Raw genomic sequence first — 19,744 nt, 5'->3', positions numbered from 1 at the left:
TCAGCTTGCTGCCGAACGCGATACGGTCGGATCGGCGAGGAAGGCGCGCAGTGCGGCGGCGACCCGGTCGGGGGTTTCCACATTGGGTGCATGGCCAGCGGTGTCGATCAGCTCGATGCGCGCACCGGCGGCGGCGTACCGGTCGACGGTATTGCGCCAACCATAGAGGCTGTCGTGTCGGCCGTGAATCACCAAGGCGGGCAGGCCGAGAGCGCGGATCTGCGCATCCAGCGGCCGTGCCGCCAGCTCCTGCGGACGTTCCACCAGGACGGCTCGGTTGGCGCGCCAGGACATGGCGCGGTGATCCGAACGCAGCTGGGACCAGCCCGGTGCGGCGGCATCCGGATCGAATCCCGGTGCGAATCCGGCACCGAGCGCACGCCGCAGAATCCAGTTGTTGTTCAGCAGCGCATGCGCGCATCGCCCGAACGGCGCCCAGCCGAGCAGCCGCAGCACCGGACGCAGAATCCGCAGAATCCGCAGTTCTTCGCAGTCCGGGGCCTGATCGACGACGACCACCTCAGTGACCCGACCGGACAGTTCCGCGAGCCCGAGCGCACTGTCGGCACCCCACGAATGCCCGATCACGGCGGCATCGGTGATATCGAGCCGCTCGAGCACCGCCGTGAGCATTTCGCTCTGCGAGCGCTGATCGAATCCGGGTTCGGCTGTGGTGCAACCGAACCCGAGCAGATCGACCCGGATCACCCGGTAGGTATCGGCCAGTAGCGGGGTCAGTCCGTCCCACCAGTGCACCGAACCCTCGAATCCGTGCAGCAATACGATGGGTTTGCCATCGGCCGGACCGTCCTGTCGAACGTGTATCGCGCCGGCTGGCACTCGGACGAGTTCGCCGATCATGCGCCGTTCCATTACTGCTCCGTACTTCGGTGTCTGAGACTGTCCGCTTCGAGAATAGAGTGCGACTGAGCCGATCCGTCCGTTCGGCCCGACTCACATGGTGTCGCTGACCAATTGCCAGCACCTCGCCGAGTTCAATAGTTGGCGTGGTCCAGACCCCGACATCGCCGACCAGGGAGTTGCCCATCGCCGATCGCCGGGTGCGGCGAATGCAGCGGGGCGATAAATATCGACTGACCGCGATCGGCGGTTTGGCGGCATTATCGCTGGATGCGCTGTCCAGCGTGGCGTATGGACCCGAGGCGATCGTGCTGGTGCTCGTCGCGGCGGGTGCGGCCGCGGTGTCGTGGACCCTGCCGGTGTCGATGGCGATCGCGGGGCTGTTGCTGGTATTGGTGTTGTCGTATCGGCAGGTTATCGCCGCACATCCGGACGGCGGCGGGTCCTATGCGGTGGCGAAGCAGGAACTCGGCCGCGGCGCCAGCCTGCTCGCGGCGGCGGGTCTGGTGGTGGACTATGTGCTGACCGTCGCGGTGAGTCTCGCCGCCGGTGCGGCCAGCCTGGCCAGCGCGTTTCCCGAACTGGCCGATCATCTGCTGTTGCTCACGCTGACCGGACTCGCACTGCTGACCGTGATCAATCTGATCGGGGTGGCCGAATCGGCGAAAGTGCTGATGGGGCCGGCGCTGCTGTTCATTGTCGCGATACTCGCGGTGATCGCGGTCGGATTGTTCCGGCCGGAACCCGTCGCGATGATCGGCACCGATCTCGGCCCGATCGTGCCCACCGATACCGTCGGAATCCTATTGCTGCTCAAGGCATTTTCCGCGGGCTGCTCGGCGCTGACCGGTGTCGAGGCGATCGCCAATGCGGTGCCCTCGTTTCGAACTCCCGCGGTACAGCGGGCCCAGCACACCGAGGTCGCCCTGGGCGTATTGCTGTGCACGATGCTGCTCGGTCTGGCCTACCTGATTCGCCGTCATCACGCGGTACCACGCGGTGACGTAACCCTGCTCGCCCAACTGACGGCGGCGGCATTCGGCACTGGCTGGGCGTTCTACGTCACCAGTCTGGCTGTCACCCTGGCCCTTTGCCTGGCCGCCAATACCAGCTTCGGCGGGCTGCCGGTGCTACTGTCACTGCTGGCCAAGGACCACCGCGTCGCGCACCTGTTCGCATTGCGCTCCGAACGCCCGGTATTCCGCTACGGCGTGACGGCCCTTGCCGTCCTGGCGGCCACCGTGCTCCTTGTGGTCCATGCCGAAACCCATCGGTTGCTACCGGTTTACGCGGTCGGCGTCTTCATCGGCTTCACCATCAGCCAGACCGGCCTGGTGCGACACTGGCGCAAAGAGCGTGGACCCGGCTGGCTCCCGCGCGCCGCGCTCAATGGCTTCGGCGCGGTGCTCACCGCGGTCGCCGCGGTGGTCCTGCTCATCGAGAAATTCACCGAGGGCGCCTGGCTGCTGCTGATCATCGTGCCCGCATTGGTCATCCTGTTCGCCCGCACCGAGAACTACTACCGCAGCGTCGCCGAACAACTCGGCCTCGGCCGAATCCCGTTCCTGCCACCGCAACCCCCGGACCAGGAACCGATGCTCATCGTTGTCCCGGTGGTCGCGGTCAGCGAGGTCGCCGCCCGCGCCCTGCACACCGCACGAGCCTTCGGCGGTGAAATCGTCGCCGTAGCAGCCGAAATCGACCCCGCCGCCACGCGTCGCCTGAGCACCCAGTGGAAGGAATGGGATCCTGGCGTCCCGCTGATGGTGCTCCCCAGTCCCCGCCGCAGCCTCGTCGCCACCCTCGTCGGCTATGTCCGCAACCAAACCCGGAAGGGTCGCCAGGTCACCGTCCTCCTGGCCCAGGTCGAAGCCAATCGCTGGTGGCACCGCCCCCTGCACAACCCGCGCGGACCCGTCCTGGCCGCCGCCTTGCGCGCCCGCACCGATGCCGTGATCGCGTCGCTGGCGGTCCGGCTGGACTGACACCGACGGCCCGGCCGTGAAATTCGGCGTCGCTCAGCGACCGAACAGTCCGGCGTTGATGCGGAAGTAGAGGTACAGCAAGGGCGGGACCAAGCCGCAGATCAGCAGAAGTAAGGTGCGCCAGTCGGTTCCCAGCATGATGTCGCCGCCGGGTCCGGTGAACGAGCAGATGAGGAAGCCGAAGGTCCACGCGCCCAAGGGCAGCAGCGCCGCGCCGATGCGGTGGGTCACCGAGCGGACACCCATGACCAGCGCGATATTCACCACCCCCGCCAACACCGCGGACAGCGGGAAGGCGACGGTATGGATATAGGTGGGGAGGTAGAGGACCTCCAGGGCCAGGGTGACCAGGGCGTCCAAGACCAGAACGCCGATGATCACCGCGCCCAGCCGGAGGGGCTCGGGGGTGCCGTAGCCGCGATCCGTTGCCTTCTCGACGTCGACCCTCACGCGACCGGCGGGTAACCGAGGAGGGTGAGCAAATGGCTCTGCATATCGACGAATGAGTACAGCACCGACATGTAGAGGTCGTGCTGTTGCTGCGCGCCGGGGCGCAGACTGTCCACGAAGGCAGCGATGCTGTTCTGCAGGTCCCAGTTGTACATGATCGGAGTCTATTCCGAGATCAGTCACCCTCGATGGGGATGTTCGCGACAACCGGGAATTCGCCGGTGTAGCCGCCGCGCATCGCCGCGATGGCGAGTACCCGCTTGCGGGCGGCGTACCAGCCGATGATCAGCGCCGGAACGATCAGCACCAGCGAGGCAACGGTCCAGGTGCCGACCGGATAGTCGACACCGGTGAGCACCACCACGAAGAACAGGAAGGCCAGCGTGAGCAGGCCGGTCCACGGCGCGCCCCACATGCGGAACTCCGGACGCTCCAGCTTGCCCCGCTGCCACCAGCGCCACAGCTGCAACTGGCACAGCACGATGGTGGCCCAGGAGGCGATGATGCCGAGCGAGGCCATATTCAGCACGATCTCGAAGGCGCGTTCGGGCACGATGCCATTGAGCGCGATACCACACAGCGCGATCAGACTGGTGAGCATGATGCCGCCGTAGGGCACACCGTTGGCGCCCATCACCCCGGTGAACTTGGGCGCGCTGCCGTTCATCGACATCGACCGCAGGATGCGTCCGGTGGAGTACAGGCCAGCGTTGAGGCTGGAGAAGGCGGCGGTGAGCACGACGAGGTTCATGATGCTGCCGATACCTGGCACGCCGAGCATGGTGAAGAAGGTGACGAACGGGCTCTCACCGGATTTGAAGCTGGTGTAGGGCAGCAGCATTCCGAGCAGTACGAGCGAACCGACATAGAAGACCGCGATCCGCAGGATGACCGAATTGATCGCGCGCGGCATGATCTTGGCCGGATTCTCCGTCTCCCCCGCCGCGGTGCCAACCAATTCGACTGCGGCATAGGCGAATACGACACCCGTGGTGACCACCACCAGCGGCAGGATCCCGGTCGGGAACAGTCCGCCGTGATCGGTGATCACACTCGGACCGGTCGCCGCACCCTGCACGGTGAATCGGCCGATCAGGAATACGGCGCCGATGATCAGGAATGCGCTCAGCGCCGCCACCTTCACCAGCGCGGCCCAGAACTCCATCTCGCCGAACCATTTGACCGAGACCAGATTGACCCCGAGCACGATCACCAGCGCGATGAGCGCGAGCAGCCACTGCGGAATATGGGTGAATCCGGCCCAGTAGTGGAAATACTGAGCAATCGCGGTGGTATCGGCGATTCCGGTCATCGACCAGTTCAGGAAGTACATCCAACCGGCGACGAATGCGGCCTTCTCACCGAAGAATTCGCGGGCATAGGAGACGAACGAACCGGACGACGGCCGGTGCAGCACCAGCTCACCGAGCGCGCGCAGGATGAAGAAGACGAAGACACCGCATACCGCGTAGACGATGAAAAGTCCTGGTCCCGCGCTCGACAGCCGACCGCCCGCACCGAGGAACAGACCGGTCCCAATGGCACCGCCGATAGCGATCATCTGGAGCTGACGCGGTTTGAGACTCTTGTGGTACCCGTGGTCCTCGATATTCAGGTGAGCCCTGTCGCCAACCGCTGTCATGAACCGCTATCTCCTCATCGATGTGCAAAATCACACAGACGGTACCCGGTGCTATTAACCGCCGCGACAGCAACCCTCAGGCAACAGTCCGTAGCCCGCACGGTGTCGGGCCGAGACATGCTGCTGCTACAGCCCCGCCAGTAGGTCGTGCTCGCGTCCGTCCGCCCCCACCGGACCCCGGATGCCGCGAACCAGCACGAAGTGCTCCTCCGGAAGTACCGGCTGCGCAACGTTATTGGAGAGCGCGAATTCCCGCCCCGACGGCGCGACGGTCACCTGCGTGGCATGCGCACGCAGCGCCGCCCGCTTGGCGGCCAGCGAATCGGATACATCGACGGTGGTCGTCACCGTATGACTCGGCACGCTCGCGAGTTCCCCCGCGGCGGGTAGCCGCCAGCCGGGCGGCAATGCCCCGGGCAGACCGTCCACGGTCCGCCGGGCCAGCGCCTCGGTGTGCAGGCGCAACATATCGGCGTCGGTCACCGTCCAATAGAACTTCGGGGTGTCCCAGCCCTGCTCGGCCGCCGCGGTGACCGCCGCCGAGGTGACCCAGTGCGCCCGGATATGGTCCGGATGCCCGTAGCCGCCGTGCGGGTCGTAGCCGATCACCACGGCGGGCCGCAGTTCCAGCACGATCGCGGTGAGCGCGTCCACCGCGGCGGCGCCGGAATGCACGAAGGCCCGCGGATGCTCGGCGGACGCAGTGCCCGCCATTCCGGAGTCCCGCCAACGGCCCGCACCGCCGAGGAAACGCGGCGGTCCGGCCCGCAGCGCGGCCAGTGCCGCGGTCAGCTCGGATATCCGATATCCGCCGAGTTGATCGGCGTGCTCGGCGGTCAACTGCGCCCACTCGTCCCCGATCACCTCACCCTCTTCGCCGAGGGTGCAGGTCACCACGGTGACCGGTACGCCACGGCGGCGGTAGTGCGCGATGGTGCCACCGGTGGAGATGGACTCATCGTCCGGGTGGGCGTGCACCAGCAGCAGTCCACCCGTCATGGGATCCTGCGCCACATTGCGGCATCACCGAAGATGCCGACCTGGATGGCCCCGCTCAACGACGCGCCGTCGACCCGCGGTCCGGATGCGGCGACGACGTTGTCCTGCACGATCGGCAGCACCGTGGCCAGCGCCCACAGCCGCGGTTCGGCATCGGCCAGTGCCCGGCCGAGTTCGATACCGCGCAACGCCTCGTCGATCGAGGGCTGCAGTCCGGGATCACAGACGCCGGACAGATTACTCGGCGCCTTCTTGGCCGCCTCGATGGCGGTCTGCGAATTCCCATTGCTGGCACCGGCTTCCACCGGCGGGCAGCCGTAACGGGAGGCGAGTACGGTGGCCGGATCCGAACCGGCGACCTCCCAGCCGACAATGGCATCGACGCCGCCCTCGGTGAGTTCCTTGCCGTAGAGCGTATCCGCGGGGAGGCTGCGCACACTGGCATCGATTCCGGCACTGCGCAATTGGTCCGCGGCGGTATTGGCGACCGCGAGCGCGGTGGCGTCACCCTGCACCGCACCGATCCGAATCGCCAGCGCCTTGCCGTTTTTCGCGACCGAGCGGGGCCGGGGCGCGGGTGAGGTCGGCGACTGCACCGGCGGCGTCTCCGGCGCACGTCCATACCCCGCCTCGGCGAGCAGCGCGAACGCCTCATCCGCGGACGGGCGCGGCGGCGCCGTTGGTGCGTAACCGGGATCGGACGGCGTCAGGATCTGCGCGCGCACCGGCTCGACCCAGCCACCGGTCTGCCCGGCGACGGTGGCCAGCAGCGTCGGATCGATCAGCGCGGTCACCCCGCGGCGCACCCGCGGATCGCTGAGATCGCCGCTGCGCCCGTTGATCACGAACTGCAGCTCACGCGATTGCGGCATGATCGCGGTCCGCACCGACGGGATCGCCGCCAGCTGTGCCTGGGTCGCGACACCGCCGTGCACCAGCGCCATCTGGGCATCGCCGGTGCGCAGCGAATCGGCCAGCTGCGCGGGAGTTCCGCCGCGGCGCAGCAGAATCTGATCCGGCGCCGCGGGCGTGCCCCAATAGCGATCGTTGCGTTCGAGCAGAATCTCGTCGCGCCCGCGATCGGTCGATTTGATGCGGAAGTTGCCGCCCGAGACCTGAACTCCCTCGACCAGACCGGTGGCGAAACCGCCGGGCTGATCCTTGATCAGGTGTGAGGGCAGCAGATTCGTGAACAGCTCACGCCAGGCCGGATATGGCTCGGTCATCGTGACGGTGACCGTCTTACCGCCGCCGGAGGAGCTGATATCGGCGATGTGCCGATAGCCCGCCGGATCGACGACACCCGGCTGGCTGATCATCTGCTGCCACAGGAATCGGAAGTCCTCCGCGGCGATGGGCGCGCCATCGGACCAGTTCGCCTGGTTGCGCAGCGTGTAGGTGATGGTGAACGGTTCCTGCGCGGTGATATCGGCCGAAACCATCAGCGCCGTATCGGGCACCCACTCGGTGGCGCCGGGCACTGCCGGATTCGGCACCGGCCGGAACGGGCTCGGCAGCACCATCGAACTCACCGCCGCGGTAGCCGGTGACTGATCGGAACGCAGGTGCGGATTGAACCCGATGCCGATGTCGTCGATGGCCACCACGACCGTGTTCTTACCCGGTTTGGCCGGTGTCGTCTTGGGGCTGTCGGTGCTCTCGATCGGCGGTGGCGGATTCGCGGTGCATCCGGCGAGCACCGATGCCACTGATCCGAAGACAGCCAGCGCCGTCATCATGATCAGCATCGTGCGCATCGTCGCGCGTCGTATAGCCCCCGTGCTCACGTGCCGCACTCTACTTGGCCGCGCCGTCGCTCGGCCACGCAGACCAATCCGATAAAGGGCCATGCCTTTACAGCGCGGCCCGGTCCCGAGCCTTCCGTCTCGACAGCTCGCGCCCGCGTTCGGTGGCGCCCAGGATGACCTTGCGCACCCGGACGATCTCGGGTGTGACCTCGACACATTCATCGGCTGCGCAGAACTCCATCGCCGCCTCCAGGTCGAGTTGCAGCGGCTTGGCCAGCGTCTCCATCACATCGGCGGTCGAGCTGCGCATATTGGTCAGCTTCTTCTCGCGGGTGACATTGATATCGAGATCTTCGGCACGCGGGTTGATGCCGACGACGTGCCCCTCATAGGTGTCCGCACCCGGCTCCACGAAGAACTGACCGCGATCGGCCAGCTGGATCATGGCGAACGGGGTCACCGAACCGGCGCGGTCGGAGACCAGCGAACCGGTGTGGCGGGCACGGATCTCCCCGGCCCATGGCGCATAGCCGTGCGAGACCGCGTTGGCGATACCGGTGCCGCGGGTTTCGGTGAGGAAGTCGGTGCGGAAGCCGATCAGACCGCGCGAAGGCACGATGAACTCCATCCGCACCCATCCGGCGGCGTGGTTGTTCATCTGCACCATCTTGCCCTTGCGGGCCGCGAGCAACTGGGTGATCGCACCGAGGTACTCGTCGGGGCAGTCGATGGTCAGCTCTTCATAGGGCTCGTGCACCTTGCCGTCGACCTGCCTGGTGACCACCTGCGGCTTGCCGACGGTCAACTCGAAGCCCTCGCGGCGCATCTGCTCGACCAGGATGGCCAGCGCCAGCTCGCCGCGGCCCTGCACCTCCCAGGCATCCGGGCGGCCGATATCCAGCACGCGCAGCGAGACATTGCCGACCAGTTCGGAATCCAGCCGCGACTTCACCATGCGGGCGGTCAGCTTGTGCCCCTGCACCCGGCCGACCAACGGCGAGGTATTGGTGCCGATGGTGACCGAGATGGCGGGCTCATCGACGGTGATGCGCGGCAGTGCGACGGGGTTGTCGAGGTCGGCCAGGGTATCGCCGATCATGATGTCCGGAATGCCCGCGATGGCGACGATGTCACCGGCCACCGCGACCTCGCCGGGCTGACGCTCGACACCGATGGTCTGCAGCAATTCGGTGATCTTGACCTGTTTGGTGCCGTCGGCGTGCATCCAGGAGACGTTCTGGCCCTTACGCAGCTCACCGCTGTAGATGCGGACCAGCGCGAGACGGCCGAGGAAGGCCGAGGCGTCGAGGTTGGTGACATGCGCCTGCAGCGGCGCGGCCGGATCGCCCTTGGGCGCCGGGATGTTCTCCATCAGCACGTCGAACAGCGCGTCCAGATTCTCCGCATTCGGCGCGCTGCCGTTCTCGGGCCGTTCCTTGGACGCCTTGCCCTCACGGCCGGAGGCGTAGAGGACCGGCAGGTCCAGCGCGAGTTCGGCGGCCTCCGCGGCCTCGTCGTCCAGATCGGAGGCGAGGTCGAGCAACAGATCGTGGCTCTCCTCGACGACCTCTTCGATCCGGGCGTCCGGACGGTCGGTCTTGTTCACCACCAGGATGACCGGCAACTTCGCGGCCAGCGCCTTGCGCAGCACGAAGCGGGTCTGCGGCAGCGGCCCCTCGGACGCGTCGACCAGCAGCACGACACCGTCGACCATGGACAGACCGCGCTCGACCTCACCACCGAAATCGGCGTGGCCGGGGGTGTCGATGACATTGATCACGGTGACCGAACCGTCCTGGTGATGCCGGTGCACCGCGGTGTTCTTGGCGAGAATGGTGATGCCCTTCTCGCGCTCCAGGTCGCCGGAGTCCATCACCCGGTCGACCAGCTCGGCCCGCTCGGCGAAGGCGCCCGACTGGCGCAGCATGGCGTCGACCAGCGTCGTCTTACCGTGGTCGACGTGGGCCACGATGGCGACGTTGCGAAAATCGCGTGCAGACGACACGCCTCAATCCTCCTGCTGTTGGGTGTAGATTCCGGCTGCATCCGATTTCGGCGTGATCGAGACCCTACGTGGTTACGCAGGCTTCCTCCTCCGGGTCCTGACGATCCCGCCGGGCACCCTGCAAACAGGTGGAGAATCGATACTCACCGAGCATTGCGGCCAGCTACACACAGTACCGGTATCCCGTGGCACCGCAGACCAGGAGTCCGCTAAGGGTATGCTAACCAATCATGGGCAAGGTAAAGGCTAAGAAGGTTTCGAGCCTGAAACCCAAGAAGAAGTGCTGTCGCAAGAAGACGCGCTGCTTGAAGTGCCCTGTCGTCATCATGCGGATGAAACGCCTGGAAGCGGCCGGTTGCTGCGGTAAGGAACTGAAGAAGGGCCTGAAGAGGGCCCGCGCCGCCTGAATCGACGATTTCGCCACGCGCCCCGATTTCCGGATGCTTTCGCCGTGACCGGGGTACAACTCGGATATGAGCGCTCCCAAACTAACTGAGGCAGAACTCACCGAAGCTTTGACCCAACTGCCGGACTGGACCCACTCCGGCGACACCATCACCCGCACCGTCAAGGCCAAGACCTTCCCCGCGGGCATCGAACTCGTCCGGCAGGTCGCCGAAGTCGCCGAGGCGGCGAACCATCATCCCGATATCGATATCCGCTGGCGTCGGGTGACCTTCATACTGTCCACCCACGACTCGGGCGGACTCACTGCGCTGGACGTGTCGCTGGCTCGCGAGATAGATCGGCTTGTGGTGCAATCCGATTGACCAGACGCCCCGCCCACATCACCCAGACATAGCAGACCAGCACGCCGAGCACATCGACGGTGCCGAGCCAGGACAGCACCCCTGGCCGCGAGATGGTCCAGATCGACGGCTGCGCGAACGACAGCACCCACGGCACCCCGATCAACGTGGTGACCAACCAATAGCCCGCGAGTATGCGCGCGCCGGGCGCCTGCCGCAGCGGCCCGTACACCAGCCACATCACCGTGGGCAGCAGCCACACGAAGTGATGCGACCACGAGATGGGCGACACCATCAGCCCGAACAGCTGCACGATGATCAGAGTGCCCAATCGGTCATCGGGACCCAGTGCGCGCCAAGCGAAGAAGGCCAGGACGGCGACCACCGCGACGGCCGCCAGCCACCACGGTCCGGATTGGACGTCATGGCCGAGCAGGCGGCTCAGCGCACCGCGCAGCGACTGGTTCCAGACCGAGCCGACCGGACCGATTCGGTCGGCGTCACCGAGCAGGGTGCCGAAGTACCGCTTCGCCTCCTTATGGTTGATCAGGAAGCTGACCCCGACCGTCGCGCCGAATACCACCGCCGACCACAGCGCGGTGCCCCAACGCCGCCGGGCCACGAAGTACAGACCCGAAATCGCTGGCGTCAGTTTGATTCCCGCGATCACACCGATCAGCCCACCGGATAGCCACCAGCGCGAGCTGCGCACCGCGAGCATGGCCCCGAGCACCAGGAACACATTGACCTGGCCGTAGTCGATCGTGGTCCGCACCGGCTCCATCCAGATGCCGATCGCGGTCCACCAGACGGCGGCGGTGCGCCACTTCGGCTCGCGCATCCGCTCTTTGCCGAGGATCAACTCGAAGGCGATCCACACCACGACATAGAGCGCGGCGACAATGGCCAGCAGCCAGAGCACCGCGATCACCGTGAACGGCAGATAGTGCAGTGGGAAGAAGACCAGCGCCGCGAACGGCGGATAGGTGAACGGCAGCGGGAAGTCCGGGGTCTTCTCGGCATAGGTGAAGTCGTAGAGCCGGTCGGTCAGCAGATCCGCCGAACCGTCGACATAGACGTGCAGGTCGACGAGATTCATCCCGTTCTTCGACAGCAGCATCCACAGCAGCCTGGCCAACACGGACAGACCGAGCACCGGTACAGCCAATCGGAGGCTTCGGTTCAATTCGCAGGCTTTCGAGTCGGTTCCGGGTCGTCGGCCTGGTCCCGCAGGGTTCGGGCATTCGGCGTCAGAGAACTGGAGGTTGTGACTACATTAACCGTCGTCTCGATAGATCCCACCAATCCCCTGTACTCCGGTACGACCCGCCGAGCCGACCCGCGTCTCATGGCACTGCGCGTGCGGCGGGGCCAGAATGCGGTAGTTTGCGTAGCCGCAGCGCGCCCCACGCACTAATGCACACTGATAACATTTGCATCACCTTTCACTCTGGTAACAGCAGATGGCGCTACCGTCTGATACCACTGATCGTCCACAACAGAATTAGGGGCTTGGCGGCTGTACAACATGGCGATCATGTCCCTAGAGTGACCCCGAAACGATGGCTTTTTGCATCGCTCCTGTGATGTACCCGAGGTTAAGGACGGCTAGACCAGTGCTTCGCACCCGAGGATCGCGGATCATGTTGTCCGCGCTCGCCATCGCAGCGAGCGCTTCGCTCGCCGCGCCGTCGACGGCAGTCGCGGCACCGGCCCCAGCACCCGTCGCATCACGGAACGCCATTCCTATGGTTCCCGAGGGCGTCCCGATCGATATGCTCGCCGCATTGGCCCCGGCCATTGTCGGCGCCATCGCCGGACCGGCCGATGCCAAGCCGGTCGCCGATGCCAAGCCGACCGCGGATTCGCCGAAGAACGCGATCCTCGATCAGGCGCGCGCCCTGCTGGCGTCGCTGAACCTGCCACCGCAGATCAAGTCCACGCTGGAACGGATCATCACCTTCCTGGACGGCAGCGGTGGCGGCGGCCCCGAGGTCCCGCAGGGTGGCCCGGCCATCGCCCAGTTCCTTTACCCGAGCATCGGCAAGGGTTGCATCGGCCCCGGCGCCGATTCGGTCGGCACCGCACTTGCCGTCCCGGGCCCGGCCACGCTGCCGCCGCCGGGACCGCAGGCCGGTCAGACCGGATTCGTCTTCACCGCACTCGGCACCAAGGGGCCGACGCCGGACCAGAATCCGCCGATGACGGTCCAGTGGCTGAATCTCGACACCCGCCAGTCCGGCGTCCAGCCGCTGACCGACGAGGCGAAGATCAACCCGGACGGTCCGGCCACGCTCTCGGCGATCGTCAACACCGGTTCGGGACGGGTCGTCGCGGTCGTCGGCGGTTCGCTGACCACCAAGGCCGAGGACGCCGACCCTCGGACCTGCTCGTTCCTGCCGATGCTCGGCTTCTTCACCGTCGCCTGATTCCTCCCCGCGAAGCCCGGTGGCCCGAACAGGGCCGCCGGGCTTCGCTGCTGTCGACACATCGTCCGAATCGTCCCGATAGCGCGCCGTCGGGAAAGGACTGTGGTAGACCAAAGCCATGGCGACTGTCGATAATTCGCTTCGGTCCCGTTCCGCGATCCACCCGGGTCATTCGATCCGGAGCAAGCGTTCGCGCCGTTCGATCCTGTCCATCCGCTCGGAAGGCTCGATCCTGTCCATCGGCTCCGCCTACTCGATCCTGTCGATCGGCAGCGTGGGCTCGATTCTGTCCATCGGCGCCGTCGGCTCGTTCGGCTCGGTGATCTCGTCGTTCTCGATCGGCAGCCTCGGCTCCGCCTTCTCCGGCATCTCCCGCTGGTCGCTGTTCTCCTGGCGCGGCGACCATGAGGCCCCCGATAACCGCCCCACCCTGCGCGTGGTCCCCGACGACGAACCCGAACTCCGCGTCGCCGCTACCGGCCACTGCCAAACGTAGTTCGATCGAGATCAGGTGGAATCGCTTCGGCCCGGGTAGGTGCGCGGTTCCACCTGATCTCGGTCTAGTTCACCACTGGCCGTATTCGGCGGCCAGGATGTTGTTCACGTCGACACCTATGCCGTCGATGGCTCGCTTGTCGATCTCGATCTGGTGCAGATGGGCGGATGGGTGCACGAAGCCCTTCGGTGTGCCCCAATTGTGCTGCCAGTACCAGGACCCCAGGTCCGCGACCCGGGCCAGCTCAATGGTCGGTGAGTTCGCGTAGATACCGACGTTCTGCTTGCCGATCACCGACTCCCAGCCCAGGATGTAGGGCGCGATCATGGTGGCGAAATCGACCGCGGTCGGATTGTCGTCGATGGAGGCGTAGATCGGACAGTTCTCCGGGCCACCCGCGGCGAGGTGCAGTTCCAGCCCGCGTGCCGCGTGCTTCTTGCCCGCCTCCATGCCGCCGCGCCAGTCGGCGGTCGATCCCTTGCCGAACTGGTAGTTCGACACGATTGTCAGACCCGCGGCATGTAATTGGTCGACCTCGCTGGCGCGCAGTGGCTTACCCGCCATCCATTCCGCACCGGGGCGGCGATCCGAGACGTAGCGGATAACGCCGAGGTGGCCGTCGTCCCGAATGGCGCTGGCGGCGGGGACGCCACCGGCGTAGTCGACGAGCGTGCCCAGCACACCGGCGGCCGCGGCCCGCGGTGCGGCGATGCCGACGGCTGCGGCAGCGGCGGTATAGGCGAACAGTTGGCGGCGAGACACAGAGATGGAACGCATCGCAGGACTCCTTACGCACAAACCCGACCATGGACAGGTAGCGTGCCCGGCGCACCTTCCCCAAGGTCAACTCGCGCGCCGGGAGCCTCGAACGTGCACTAATTTCACCATATTTCACATTGGAACCGCCAGGCCCAATGGAAACATGAATCACATTCGCCACATGCGTTAAGTGAGCCGGTCTAGGCGATGCCGTCGATGCGCGCGGCCACGTCGATGGTCCGGCCCGAACTGTCCGCGAGCTCTTCGCGTACTACCCCCGCCACCTGCGCGACGACCTGCTTTTTGATACCAGCGAGCACACCGAGCGTCGCGGCCCGCATTCCGTGCGCCTTGAACTCCAGCCGCAGGTCATCCGGTGCGGGCGGCGGCACATCGACGACGATCAGCAGCGGATCGGCCGCTCGCGCGATCAGCACCAGCGGAATCTCCACATCAGCGCGATAGCGGTTGGCCTTGAGCACATCGACGGTGATATCCAGGCTCACCGGCAGCGTCAGGTCGAAGGCCACCGGCTCGTCGGAGCGCACCGCCAGCTGCGGCAGCCGGACACTCCCCTGCACCGTCACCGTCGCGGAGTTGCGCGGGCCGGTGCGCAGCGGTCCGATCTCGATCGGACGGCCCGCTATCCGCTCGACGAATTCGAAGACCCGATCGCGGGTCACGATGCGCGCAAAGAACTCGTGCCCGAATTCGTCGTAGCCGATCCAGTCGAAATCGGCCCGGGTCGTATGCGCCGAACGAACGCCGTTGATCATGGCCTCGACGTCGAAGACCCGGCCGCGCCGGGCCTGCGGATCGGCCAGCATCACATTCACCCGATTCGCGACCTCGCGCTGCACCACCCCGGCGATCGGGTCGAGCAACCACTCCCAGGCCGCATCGATGGCCCGGGCACGCAGCACAAAGCTGACGTCGCGGGCGGTGATCGGCGGGATATCGATCACGATGAGCAGCGGGGCGGCAGTGCGCGCGTGCAGTACGAGGTCGATTTCGGCGACCGCCTCCAGCCGTAATTTCCGACCGCCGAGGGTGACCTTCACCGCCATCGACAGCGGCACGGTGACCTCGAATGTGACATGCGGGCCATTGCGCAGAATGACCGGTTTGCCCACCTTGCCCTCGGCGACGAACCCGGCCAGCCCTGCGGGTCCGAGGGAAAACGGTCCGATCGTGACACCGCGTCCGGTCATCGCGGAAACCGCCGCCTCGATCCGCTCCGCCGTCACCGCGTGGGTGACGAATCGTTCCCCGAAATCGGCATAGTCGATCCACATCGGAGCGTCGGTCGTTTCCTCGGTCGGCAGCATCAGAGTTTCCGAAACCCTTACCTTTCAACGGACACCCGACACGGTACGCGACGCGGATTTGGGGGAGGTGCGGCCGATGTGCCCGATCCAGGGGTCCCTGTCCTGCTGATGAGGGGGTAGCAGGACAGGGACCGAATGACGACGCTGCCGGGCGCCGCCGAGTCAATGGTAAGTGCTGCCGCAGGACCCGCCGACAGTGCACACGCACTGGTGGACCGGCTCAGCCGCAACACCATTCACAATCGGACGAATCCGACCACCCCGGGCACCTCGGCCGGCGTGCAGCGGTGGGCCGAGACCGCGCCGAACTCGTTGCCGCCGACGGTCGTCACGGTGGTCTCATCGGCCGCGATAACCATATTCGGGTGCTGACCAAAGGGGCTCTGTTCACTATAAAACAGCACGTCACCGGCGAATCGAACCCCCGTTCGAGCACCGTGACGATGCGCCATGGGTCGGATCCGGGTTCCCGCGACAAGACGCTCCTGCCCTGATGCTCCGTTCGATGCTCGAGCGACCAACGGATCTCGTGCCGCACCGAATGGTTGTTTCAACGGGCCGAAGGCGGGGCAGTCTCGTCGAAGGCGTAGCGGCACTTGGTCATTGCCGGTGCCGCACCGGCCGATTCGCATCGCGGCCGAGCGGCCGACGCGATAGTCTCCGAGGACACCGGGCAACGGGGAGGTACGGCCCTGGACACACTGTGGAAGTTCGTGGTGCATCGGCGTGCACAGCTGATCACCGACTCGTATCTGCACGTCTCGGCGGTGGTGCAGGCACTGCTGCTCGCGACGATCGTCGCCGTGCTGATCGGGGTGCTGGTCTATCGCAGCCCGATCGGTTCCTCGGTGGCGACCGCGCTGGCCAGCGCCATTCTCACCGTGCCGTCGTTCGCACTGCTCGGGCTGCTGATTCCATTCCTCGGACTCGGTGTCGGCCCGACCATTACCGCACTGGTGCTCTATGCCCTGCTGCCGATTCTGCGCAACACCATTATCGGGCTGGCCTCGGTGGATCCGGCGATCGTCGACGCCGCGCGCGGGGTCGGGATGAATCGGCTGCGGGTGCTCGCGCGCATCGAACTGCCGCTGGCCTGGCCAGCGATTCTGACCGGTATGCGCGTCAGCACCCAGATGATCATGGGCATCCTCGCCATCGCCGCCTATGCCAAGGGACCCGGACTCGGCAACCTGATCTTCTCCGGCCTGGCCCGGCTCGGCAGCCCGAACGCGGTGCCACAGGCGCTGGTCGGCACGATCCTCATCGTCGTGCTCGCGCTGCTGCTCGACGGGATCTTCGTCATTGTCGGCCGACTCACCACCTCTAGGGGAATCCGTGACTGATACCGAAACCCGCGGCGACAGTACGGCATCGGCGGTATCCGGCGTCGAGATCGTGCTCGATGCGGTCACCAAACACTATCCGGGCCAACGCGATCCGGCCGTCGACCGGGTTTCGCTGACCATCCCGGCTGGCGAAATCGTGGTACTCGTCGGGCCGTCCGGCTGCGGTAAGACCACCACCATGCGGATGATCAACCGACTGATCGAACCGACCTCGGGCACCATCACGATCGGCGGTCGCGATGTCACGGGCGTGAATCCGGACCAATTACGCAGGGGCATCGGCTATTCGATCCAGCAGGCCGGGCTGTTTCCGCATATGACCGTCGCGAAAAACGTTGCGACGGTGCCGGGTCTGATCGGCTGGGACCGCAAGAAGGTCGCCGCACGCACCGATGAAATGCTCGATCTGGTCGGCCTGGATCCCGATACCTACCGCCATCGCTACCCCAGGCAGCTATCGGGAGGTCAGCAGCAGCGCGTCGGCGTGGCCCGTGCGCTGGCGGCCGATCCGCCGGTGCTGTTGATGGACGAGCCGTTCGGCGCGGTCGATCCGATCACCCGCGGACTGCTGCAGGACGAACTGCTGCGCCTGCAATCCGAACTGGGCAAGACCATTGTCTTCGTCACCCACGACTTCAATGAGGCGGTGAAGCTCGGCGACCGAATCGCGGTGCTGGGAAACCGATCCCGCATTCTGCAGTACGACACCCCGGCGGCGATCCTGGCCGATCCCGCGGATGAGACGGTGGCCGGTTTCGTCGGCGCGGACGCCTCACTCAAACAGCTCACCCTCACCCGGGTACGCGATGTCGAACTCGGCGATTGCCCGACGGCAGTCGATACCGATTCGGTCGATGGCCTTCGTGCCGCACTGGCCGGACGCGATTGGCCATGGGCGCTGATTCTCGACGCGCAGCAGCGGCCGCTGCGCTGGGTGTCGAGCGAGCAACTGGCGCAGGCGAATTCACTGCGGGAAAGCGGATCACCGGTCGGCGAGCAACTGTCGTTGCAGTCGACCTTGCAGGATGCGTTGGAGGCCCTACTCGCCGAGCAGACCGCGACTGCGGTCGTCACCGGCCGCCGCGGCGAATACGCCGGGCTGATCACGATCGATACGCTGGTCGGTCATCTGTCGGCCATGCGCGCAACGCATGCGGGCGCGCAGACGGACGCGCCGATATGACCACGGCCACCACCACACCACCGAGCACCTCGCCGACGACACTGCGCCGGGCCGAACGGATTCGGCTGCTCGTCCAACCGGCGCTCGTGCTGGTGCTCACCGCGGGCGTGCTGGTGTGGGCGTTCCGGCGCGATCTCACCGTCACCCAGCAGGCCAGCATCAGCGTATCCAATATCGCGACCGTCACCTGGCAGCATGTACTGATCACCGCGACGGTGGTGGTGATCGTCGTCGCGGTCGCGGTACCGCTGGGCACGCTGCTCACGCGGCCCGGATATCGCCGTCTGGCACCGCTTTTCGTCGGCATCGCCAATATCGGCGCTGCTGCGCCCGCCATCGGCCTGATCGTGCTGTTCTATCTCGCGACCCGTACCACCGGGTTCTGGATCGGCGTGGCGCCGATCGCGTTCTATGCACTGCTTCCGGTGCTGCGCAATACGATCCTGGGCTACCAGCAGGTGGACAGCGCGGTTATCGACGCCGGGCGCGGCCAGGGCATGTCGGCGCTGACGGTATTGCGCCGCATCGAATTTCCGCTCGCCATTCCCTACATTCTGGCCGGGCTGCGCACCTCACTCGTGCTGGCCGTCGGTACTGCGACGCTGTCGTTCCTGGTGAGCGCGGGTGGTCTCGGCATTCTGATCGATACCGGATACAAGCTGCGCGATAACGTCACGCTGGTGGTCGGGGCGGTGCTGGCGGTCGCGCTGGCACTGCTCGTCGACTGGCTGGGGGCGTTGGCCGAACAGTATCTGGGCCCGAGGGGGTTGAAGTGAGGGCGTGCGTACTGGCCATCGCGGCGGTATTCGTTTTGGGCGGCTGCGGATTACAGTCCGGCAGCGCGGTGCCGCTTCGGGTGGGTCCGGGCAGTATCCGTCCGGTGCCGGAACTCGACGGTGTGGCGATCACGGTGGGCTCCAAGGATTTCACCGAGCAGAACATCCTCGGCTACATCATCGAATTCGCACTGTCCGCGGCCGGTGCGCAGGTCCGCGATCTGACGAATATCCAGGGCTCCAACAGTGTTCGCGATGCGCAGTTGCACGGACAAATCGATATCTCCTACGAATACACCGGCACCGGCTGGATCAACTATCTGGGCAATGAGAAACCGGTTCCGGATGAGGTCGGTCAGTTCGAGGCGGTCCGCGACGCCGATCTGGCCGCGCACGGCATCGTGTGGACGGATATGGCACCTATGAACAACACCTACGCGCTGGTAATGAGCGCCAGCACCGCGAAGCAGACCGGTGTTGTGACGCTATCCGACTATGCCCGGCTGATCGGCACCGATGCCGATGCCGCCGCGACATGCGTCGGCACCGAATTCAATGTGCGCCAAGACGGTTATCCGGGAATGGCGCGCAAGTACGGGATCGATATCGGCAGGGTGCACAAGCAGATCGTGCAGGACGCGGTCGTCTATCAGGCGACGGCGGATGCCAAGCAGTGCCGGTTCGGATCGGTCGCGGCGACCGATGGCCGCATCCCCGCCCTCGGGCTCGTATTACTGAAGGACGATCTCGGGTTCTTCCCGAAATACAATGCGGCGCTGGTGATGCGGAAATCCTTCGCCGACGCCCACCCACAGGTCGCGGCCATCATGGAGCCGATCTCCGAGAAGCTGACCAATGCGGCGATCACCGAATTGAACCGCCAGGTCGATGTCGATGGGCGCGAACCTGCCGAGGTGGCACGCGATTGGATGGTCGCCGAGGGCTTCGTCACCGCTCGCTGACCGAGCCGAACCGGCCTGAGCGTGCG

20 protein-coding genes are annotated in these 19,744 nt (G+C 65.9%); 9 read left to right on the top strand and 11 right to left on the bottom strand.

From position 1 onward, the window contains the following. On the bottom strand, positions 1–873 hold the full coding sequence (locus ACWEO2_RS32405; RefSeq protein WP_452408810.1) for an alpha/beta fold hydrolase: 873 nt from the start codon (positions 871–873) through the stop codon (positions 1–3). Positions 874–1,007: 134 nt separating this feature from the next. On the opposite strand from ACWEO2_RS32405, the gene ACWEO2_RS32400 reads away from it, so the two are divergent. Continuing rightward, the gene (locus tag ACWEO2_RS32400; protein WP_452408809.1) at positions 1,008–2,846 is read left to right on the top strand and encodes an APC family permease; all 1,839 of its coding nucleotides are present in this window, start codon (positions 1,008–1,010) and stop codon (positions 2,844–2,846) included. Positions 2,847–2,879: 33 nt separating this feature from the next. On the opposite strand, the gene ACWEO2_RS32395 is transcribed toward ACWEO2_RS32400, so the two are convergent. The 6 genes from ACWEO2_RS32395 to typA form a co-directional block, all read right to left on the bottom strand. Beyond that, positions 2,880–3,296 carry a hypothetical protein gene (locus tag ACWEO2_RS32395; RefSeq protein ID WP_452408808.1) on the bottom strand — a complete coding sequence of 139 codons (417 nt, stop codon included), beginning with the start codon at positions 3,294–3,296 and terminating at the stop codon, positions 2,880–2,882. Further along, a complete protein-coding gene (locus ACWEO2_RS32390) occupies positions 3,293–3,451 on the bottom strand; it encodes a hypothetical protein (protein WP_354959244.1) in 159 nt (52 codons plus the stop codon). Before ACWEO2_RS32390 ends, ACWEO2_RS32395 begins: the two co-directional genes overlap by 4 nt. 20 nt (positions 3,452–3,471) lie before the next feature. Next, positions 3,472–4,938: an amino acid permease gene (locus tag ACWEO2_RS32385; RefSeq protein WP_452408807.1), complete on the bottom strand. Its 1,467-nt coding sequence runs from the start codon at positions 4,936–4,938 to the stop codon at positions 3,472–3,474. 126 nt (positions 4,939–5,064) lie between these two features. After that, positions 5,065–5,937, bottom strand: a complete 873-nt coding sequence (gene mshB / locus ACWEO2_RS32380; RefSeq protein ID WP_452408806.1) for an N-acetyl-1-D-myo-inositol-2-amino-2-deoxy-alpha-D-glucopyranoside deacetylase — start codon at positions 5,935–5,937, stop codon at positions 5,065–5,067. Next, positions 5,934–7,685 carry an ABC transporter family substrate-binding protein gene (locus tag ACWEO2_RS32375; RefSeq protein ID WP_452408844.1) on the bottom strand — a complete coding sequence of 584 codons (1,752 nt, stop codon included), beginning with the start codon at positions 7,683–7,685 and terminating at the stop codon, positions 5,934–5,936. Before ACWEO2_RS32375 ends, mshB begins: the two co-directional genes overlap by 4 nt. Before the next feature lie 106 nt (positions 7,686–7,791). After that, positions 7,792–9,690, bottom strand: coding sequence for a translational GTPase TypA (typA, locus tag ACWEO2_RS32370; RefSeq protein ID WP_355176839.1), 1,899 nt, complete (start codon positions 9,688–9,690; stop codon positions 7,792–7,794). Between the two features lie 230 nt (positions 9,691–9,920). Between typA and ACWEO2_RS32365 the strand changes: the two genes are divergently transcribed. Both ACWEO2_RS32365 and ACWEO2_RS32360 read left to right on the top strand, forming a co-directional pair. Then, on the top strand, positions 9,921–10,097 hold the full coding sequence (locus ACWEO2_RS32365) for a hypothetical protein (RefSeq protein WP_354959248.1): 177 nt from the start codon (positions 9,921–9,923) through the stop codon (positions 10,095–10,097). 66 nt (positions 10,098–10,163) lie between these two features. Beyond that, positions 10,164–10,460: a 4a-hydroxytetrahydrobiopterin dehydratase gene (locus ACWEO2_RS32360; protein ID WP_452408805.1), complete on the top strand. Its 297-nt coding sequence runs from the start codon at positions 10,164–10,166 to the stop codon at positions 10,458–10,460. Here ACWEO2_RS32360 and ACWEO2_RS32355 read toward each other — a convergent pair. Next, entirely contained in the window at positions 10,399–11,625 is a 1,227-nt protein-coding gene (locus tag ACWEO2_RS32355) for a mannosyltransferase (RefSeq protein ID WP_354959250.1), read from the bottom strand. The two genes, ACWEO2_RS32360 and ACWEO2_RS32355, sit on opposite strands and share 62 nt — an antisense overlap. Before the next feature lie 457 nt (positions 11,626–12,082). On the opposite strand from ACWEO2_RS32355, the gene ACWEO2_RS32350 reads away from it, so the two are divergent. After that, positions 12,083–12,868 carry an Rv1157c family protein gene (locus ACWEO2_RS32350; RefSeq protein WP_355176835.1) on the top strand — a complete coding sequence of 262 codons (786 nt, stop codon included), beginning with the start codon at positions 12,083–12,085 and terminating at the stop codon, positions 12,866–12,868. A gap of 118 nt (positions 12,869–12,986) precedes the next feature. After that, positions 12,987–13,364, top strand: coding sequence for a hypothetical protein (locus tag ACWEO2_RS32345; RefSeq protein ID WP_355176834.1), 378 nt, complete (start codon positions 12,987–12,989; stop codon positions 13,362–13,364). 69 nt (positions 13,365–13,433) lie between these two features. Here the strand turns inward: ACWEO2_RS32345 and ACWEO2_RS32340 are convergent, their stop codons facing one another. The 3 genes from ACWEO2_RS32340 to ACWEO2_RS32330 form a co-directional block, all read right to left on the bottom strand. Then, positions 13,434–14,141 carry a DUF1906 domain-containing protein gene (locus ACWEO2_RS32340; RefSeq protein ID WP_452408804.1) on the bottom strand — a complete coding sequence of 236 codons (708 nt, stop codon included), beginning with the start codon at positions 14,139–14,141 and terminating at the stop codon, positions 13,434–13,436. A 182-nt stretch (positions 14,142–14,323) separates the two neighbouring features. Beyond that, entirely contained in the window at positions 14,324–15,451 is a 1,128-nt protein-coding gene (locus ACWEO2_RS32335) for a hypothetical protein (RefSeq protein ID WP_355176832.1), read from the bottom strand. A 236-nt stretch (positions 15,452–15,687) separates the two neighbouring features. Next, positions 15,688–15,810, bottom strand: a complete 123-nt coding sequence (locus tag ACWEO2_RS32330; protein ID WP_452408803.1) for a hypothetical protein — start codon at positions 15,808–15,810, stop codon at positions 15,688–15,690. Between the two features lie 333 nt (positions 15,811–16,143). On the opposite strand from ACWEO2_RS32330, the gene ACWEO2_RS32325 reads away from it, so the two are divergent. The 4 genes from ACWEO2_RS32325 to ACWEO2_RS32310 are packed head-to-tail and all read left to right on the top strand — an operon-like array spanning position 16,144 to position 19,718. Further along, entirely contained in the window at positions 16,144–16,794 is a 651-nt protein-coding gene (locus ACWEO2_RS32325; RefSeq protein ID WP_452408843.1) for an ABC transporter permease, read from the top strand. Beyond that, a complete protein-coding gene (locus ACWEO2_RS32320; protein ID WP_452408802.1) occupies positions 16,787–17,980 on the top strand; it encodes an ABC transporter ATP-binding protein in 1,194 nt (397 codons plus the stop codon). Before ACWEO2_RS32325 ends, ACWEO2_RS32320 begins: the two co-directional genes overlap by 8 nt. After that, a complete protein-coding gene (locus ACWEO2_RS32315) occupies positions 17,977–18,756 on the top strand; it encodes an ABC transporter permease (protein WP_452408801.1) in 780 nt (259 codons plus the stop codon). The genes ACWEO2_RS32320 and ACWEO2_RS32315 overlap by 4 nt, the downstream gene beginning before the upstream one ends. Continuing rightward, a complete protein-coding gene (locus ACWEO2_RS32310; protein WP_452408800.1) occupies positions 18,753–19,718 on the top strand; it encodes a glycine betaine ABC transporter substrate-binding protein in 966 nt (321 codons plus the stop codon). Before ACWEO2_RS32315 ends, ACWEO2_RS32310 begins: the two co-directional genes overlap by 4 nt. Positions 19,719–19,744: the final 26 nt, after the last annotated feature.

The sequence above is a fragment of the Nocardia sp. NPDC004278 genome (assembly GCF_053602975.1).
This window is presented reverse-complemented; position numbering and strand designations above follow the sequence as displayed.

Excerpts from the sequence above, each read along its gene's own strand:
- ACWEO2_RS32315 (WP_452408801.1), top strand. The coding sequence starts at position 17,977 with ATGACCACGGCCACCACCACACCACCGAGCACCTCGCCGACGACACTG.
- ACWEO2_RS32390 (WP_354959244.1), bottom strand. The coding sequence starts at position 3,451 with ATGTACAACTGGGACCTGCAGAACAGCATCGCTGCCTTCGTGGACAGT.
- ACWEO2_RS32375 (WP_452408844.1), bottom strand. The coding sequence starts at position 7,685 with ATGCTGATCATGATGACGGCGCTGGCTGTCTTCGGATCAGTGGCATCG.
- ACWEO2_RS32365 (WP_354959248.1), top strand. The coding sequence starts at position 9,921 with ATGGGCAAGGTAAAGGCTAAGAAGGTTTCGAGCCTGAAACCCAAGAAG.
- ACWEO2_RS32330 (WP_452408803.1), bottom strand. The coding sequence starts at position 15,810 with ATGGTTATCGCGGCCGATGAGACCACCGTGACGACCGTCGGCGGCAAC.
- ACWEO2_RS32360 (WP_452408805.1), top strand. The coding sequence starts at position 10,164 with ATGAGCGCTCCCAAACTAACTGAGGCAGAACTCACCGAAGCTTTGACC.
- ACWEO2_RS32335 (WP_355176832.1), bottom strand. The coding sequence starts at position 15,451 with ATGCTGCCGACCGAGGAAACGACCGACGCTCCGATGTGGATCGACTAT.
- mshB (WP_452408806.1), bottom strand. The coding sequence starts at position 5,937 with ATGACGGGTGGACTGCTGCTGGTGCACGCCCACCCGGACGATGAGTCC.
- ACWEO2_RS32345 (WP_355176834.1), top strand. The coding sequence starts at position 12,987 with ATGGCGACTGTCGATAATTCGCTTCGGTCCCGTTCCGCGATCCACCCG.
- ACWEO2_RS32405 (WP_452408810.1), bottom strand. The coding sequence starts at position 873 with ATGGAACGGCGCATGATCGGCGAACTCGTCCGAGTGCCAGCCGGCGCG.
- ACWEO2_RS32350 (WP_355176835.1), top strand. The coding sequence starts at position 12,083 with ATGTTGTCCGCGCTCGCCATCGCAGCGAGCGCTTCGCTCGCCGCGCCG.
- ACWEO2_RS32385 (WP_452408807.1), bottom strand. The coding sequence starts at position 4,938 with ATGACAGCGGTTGGCGACAGGGCTCACCTGAATATCGAGGACCACGGG.
- ACWEO2_RS32340 (WP_452408804.1), bottom strand. The coding sequence starts at position 14,141 with ATGCGTTCCATCTCTGTGTCTCGCCGCCAACTGTTCGCCTATACCGCC.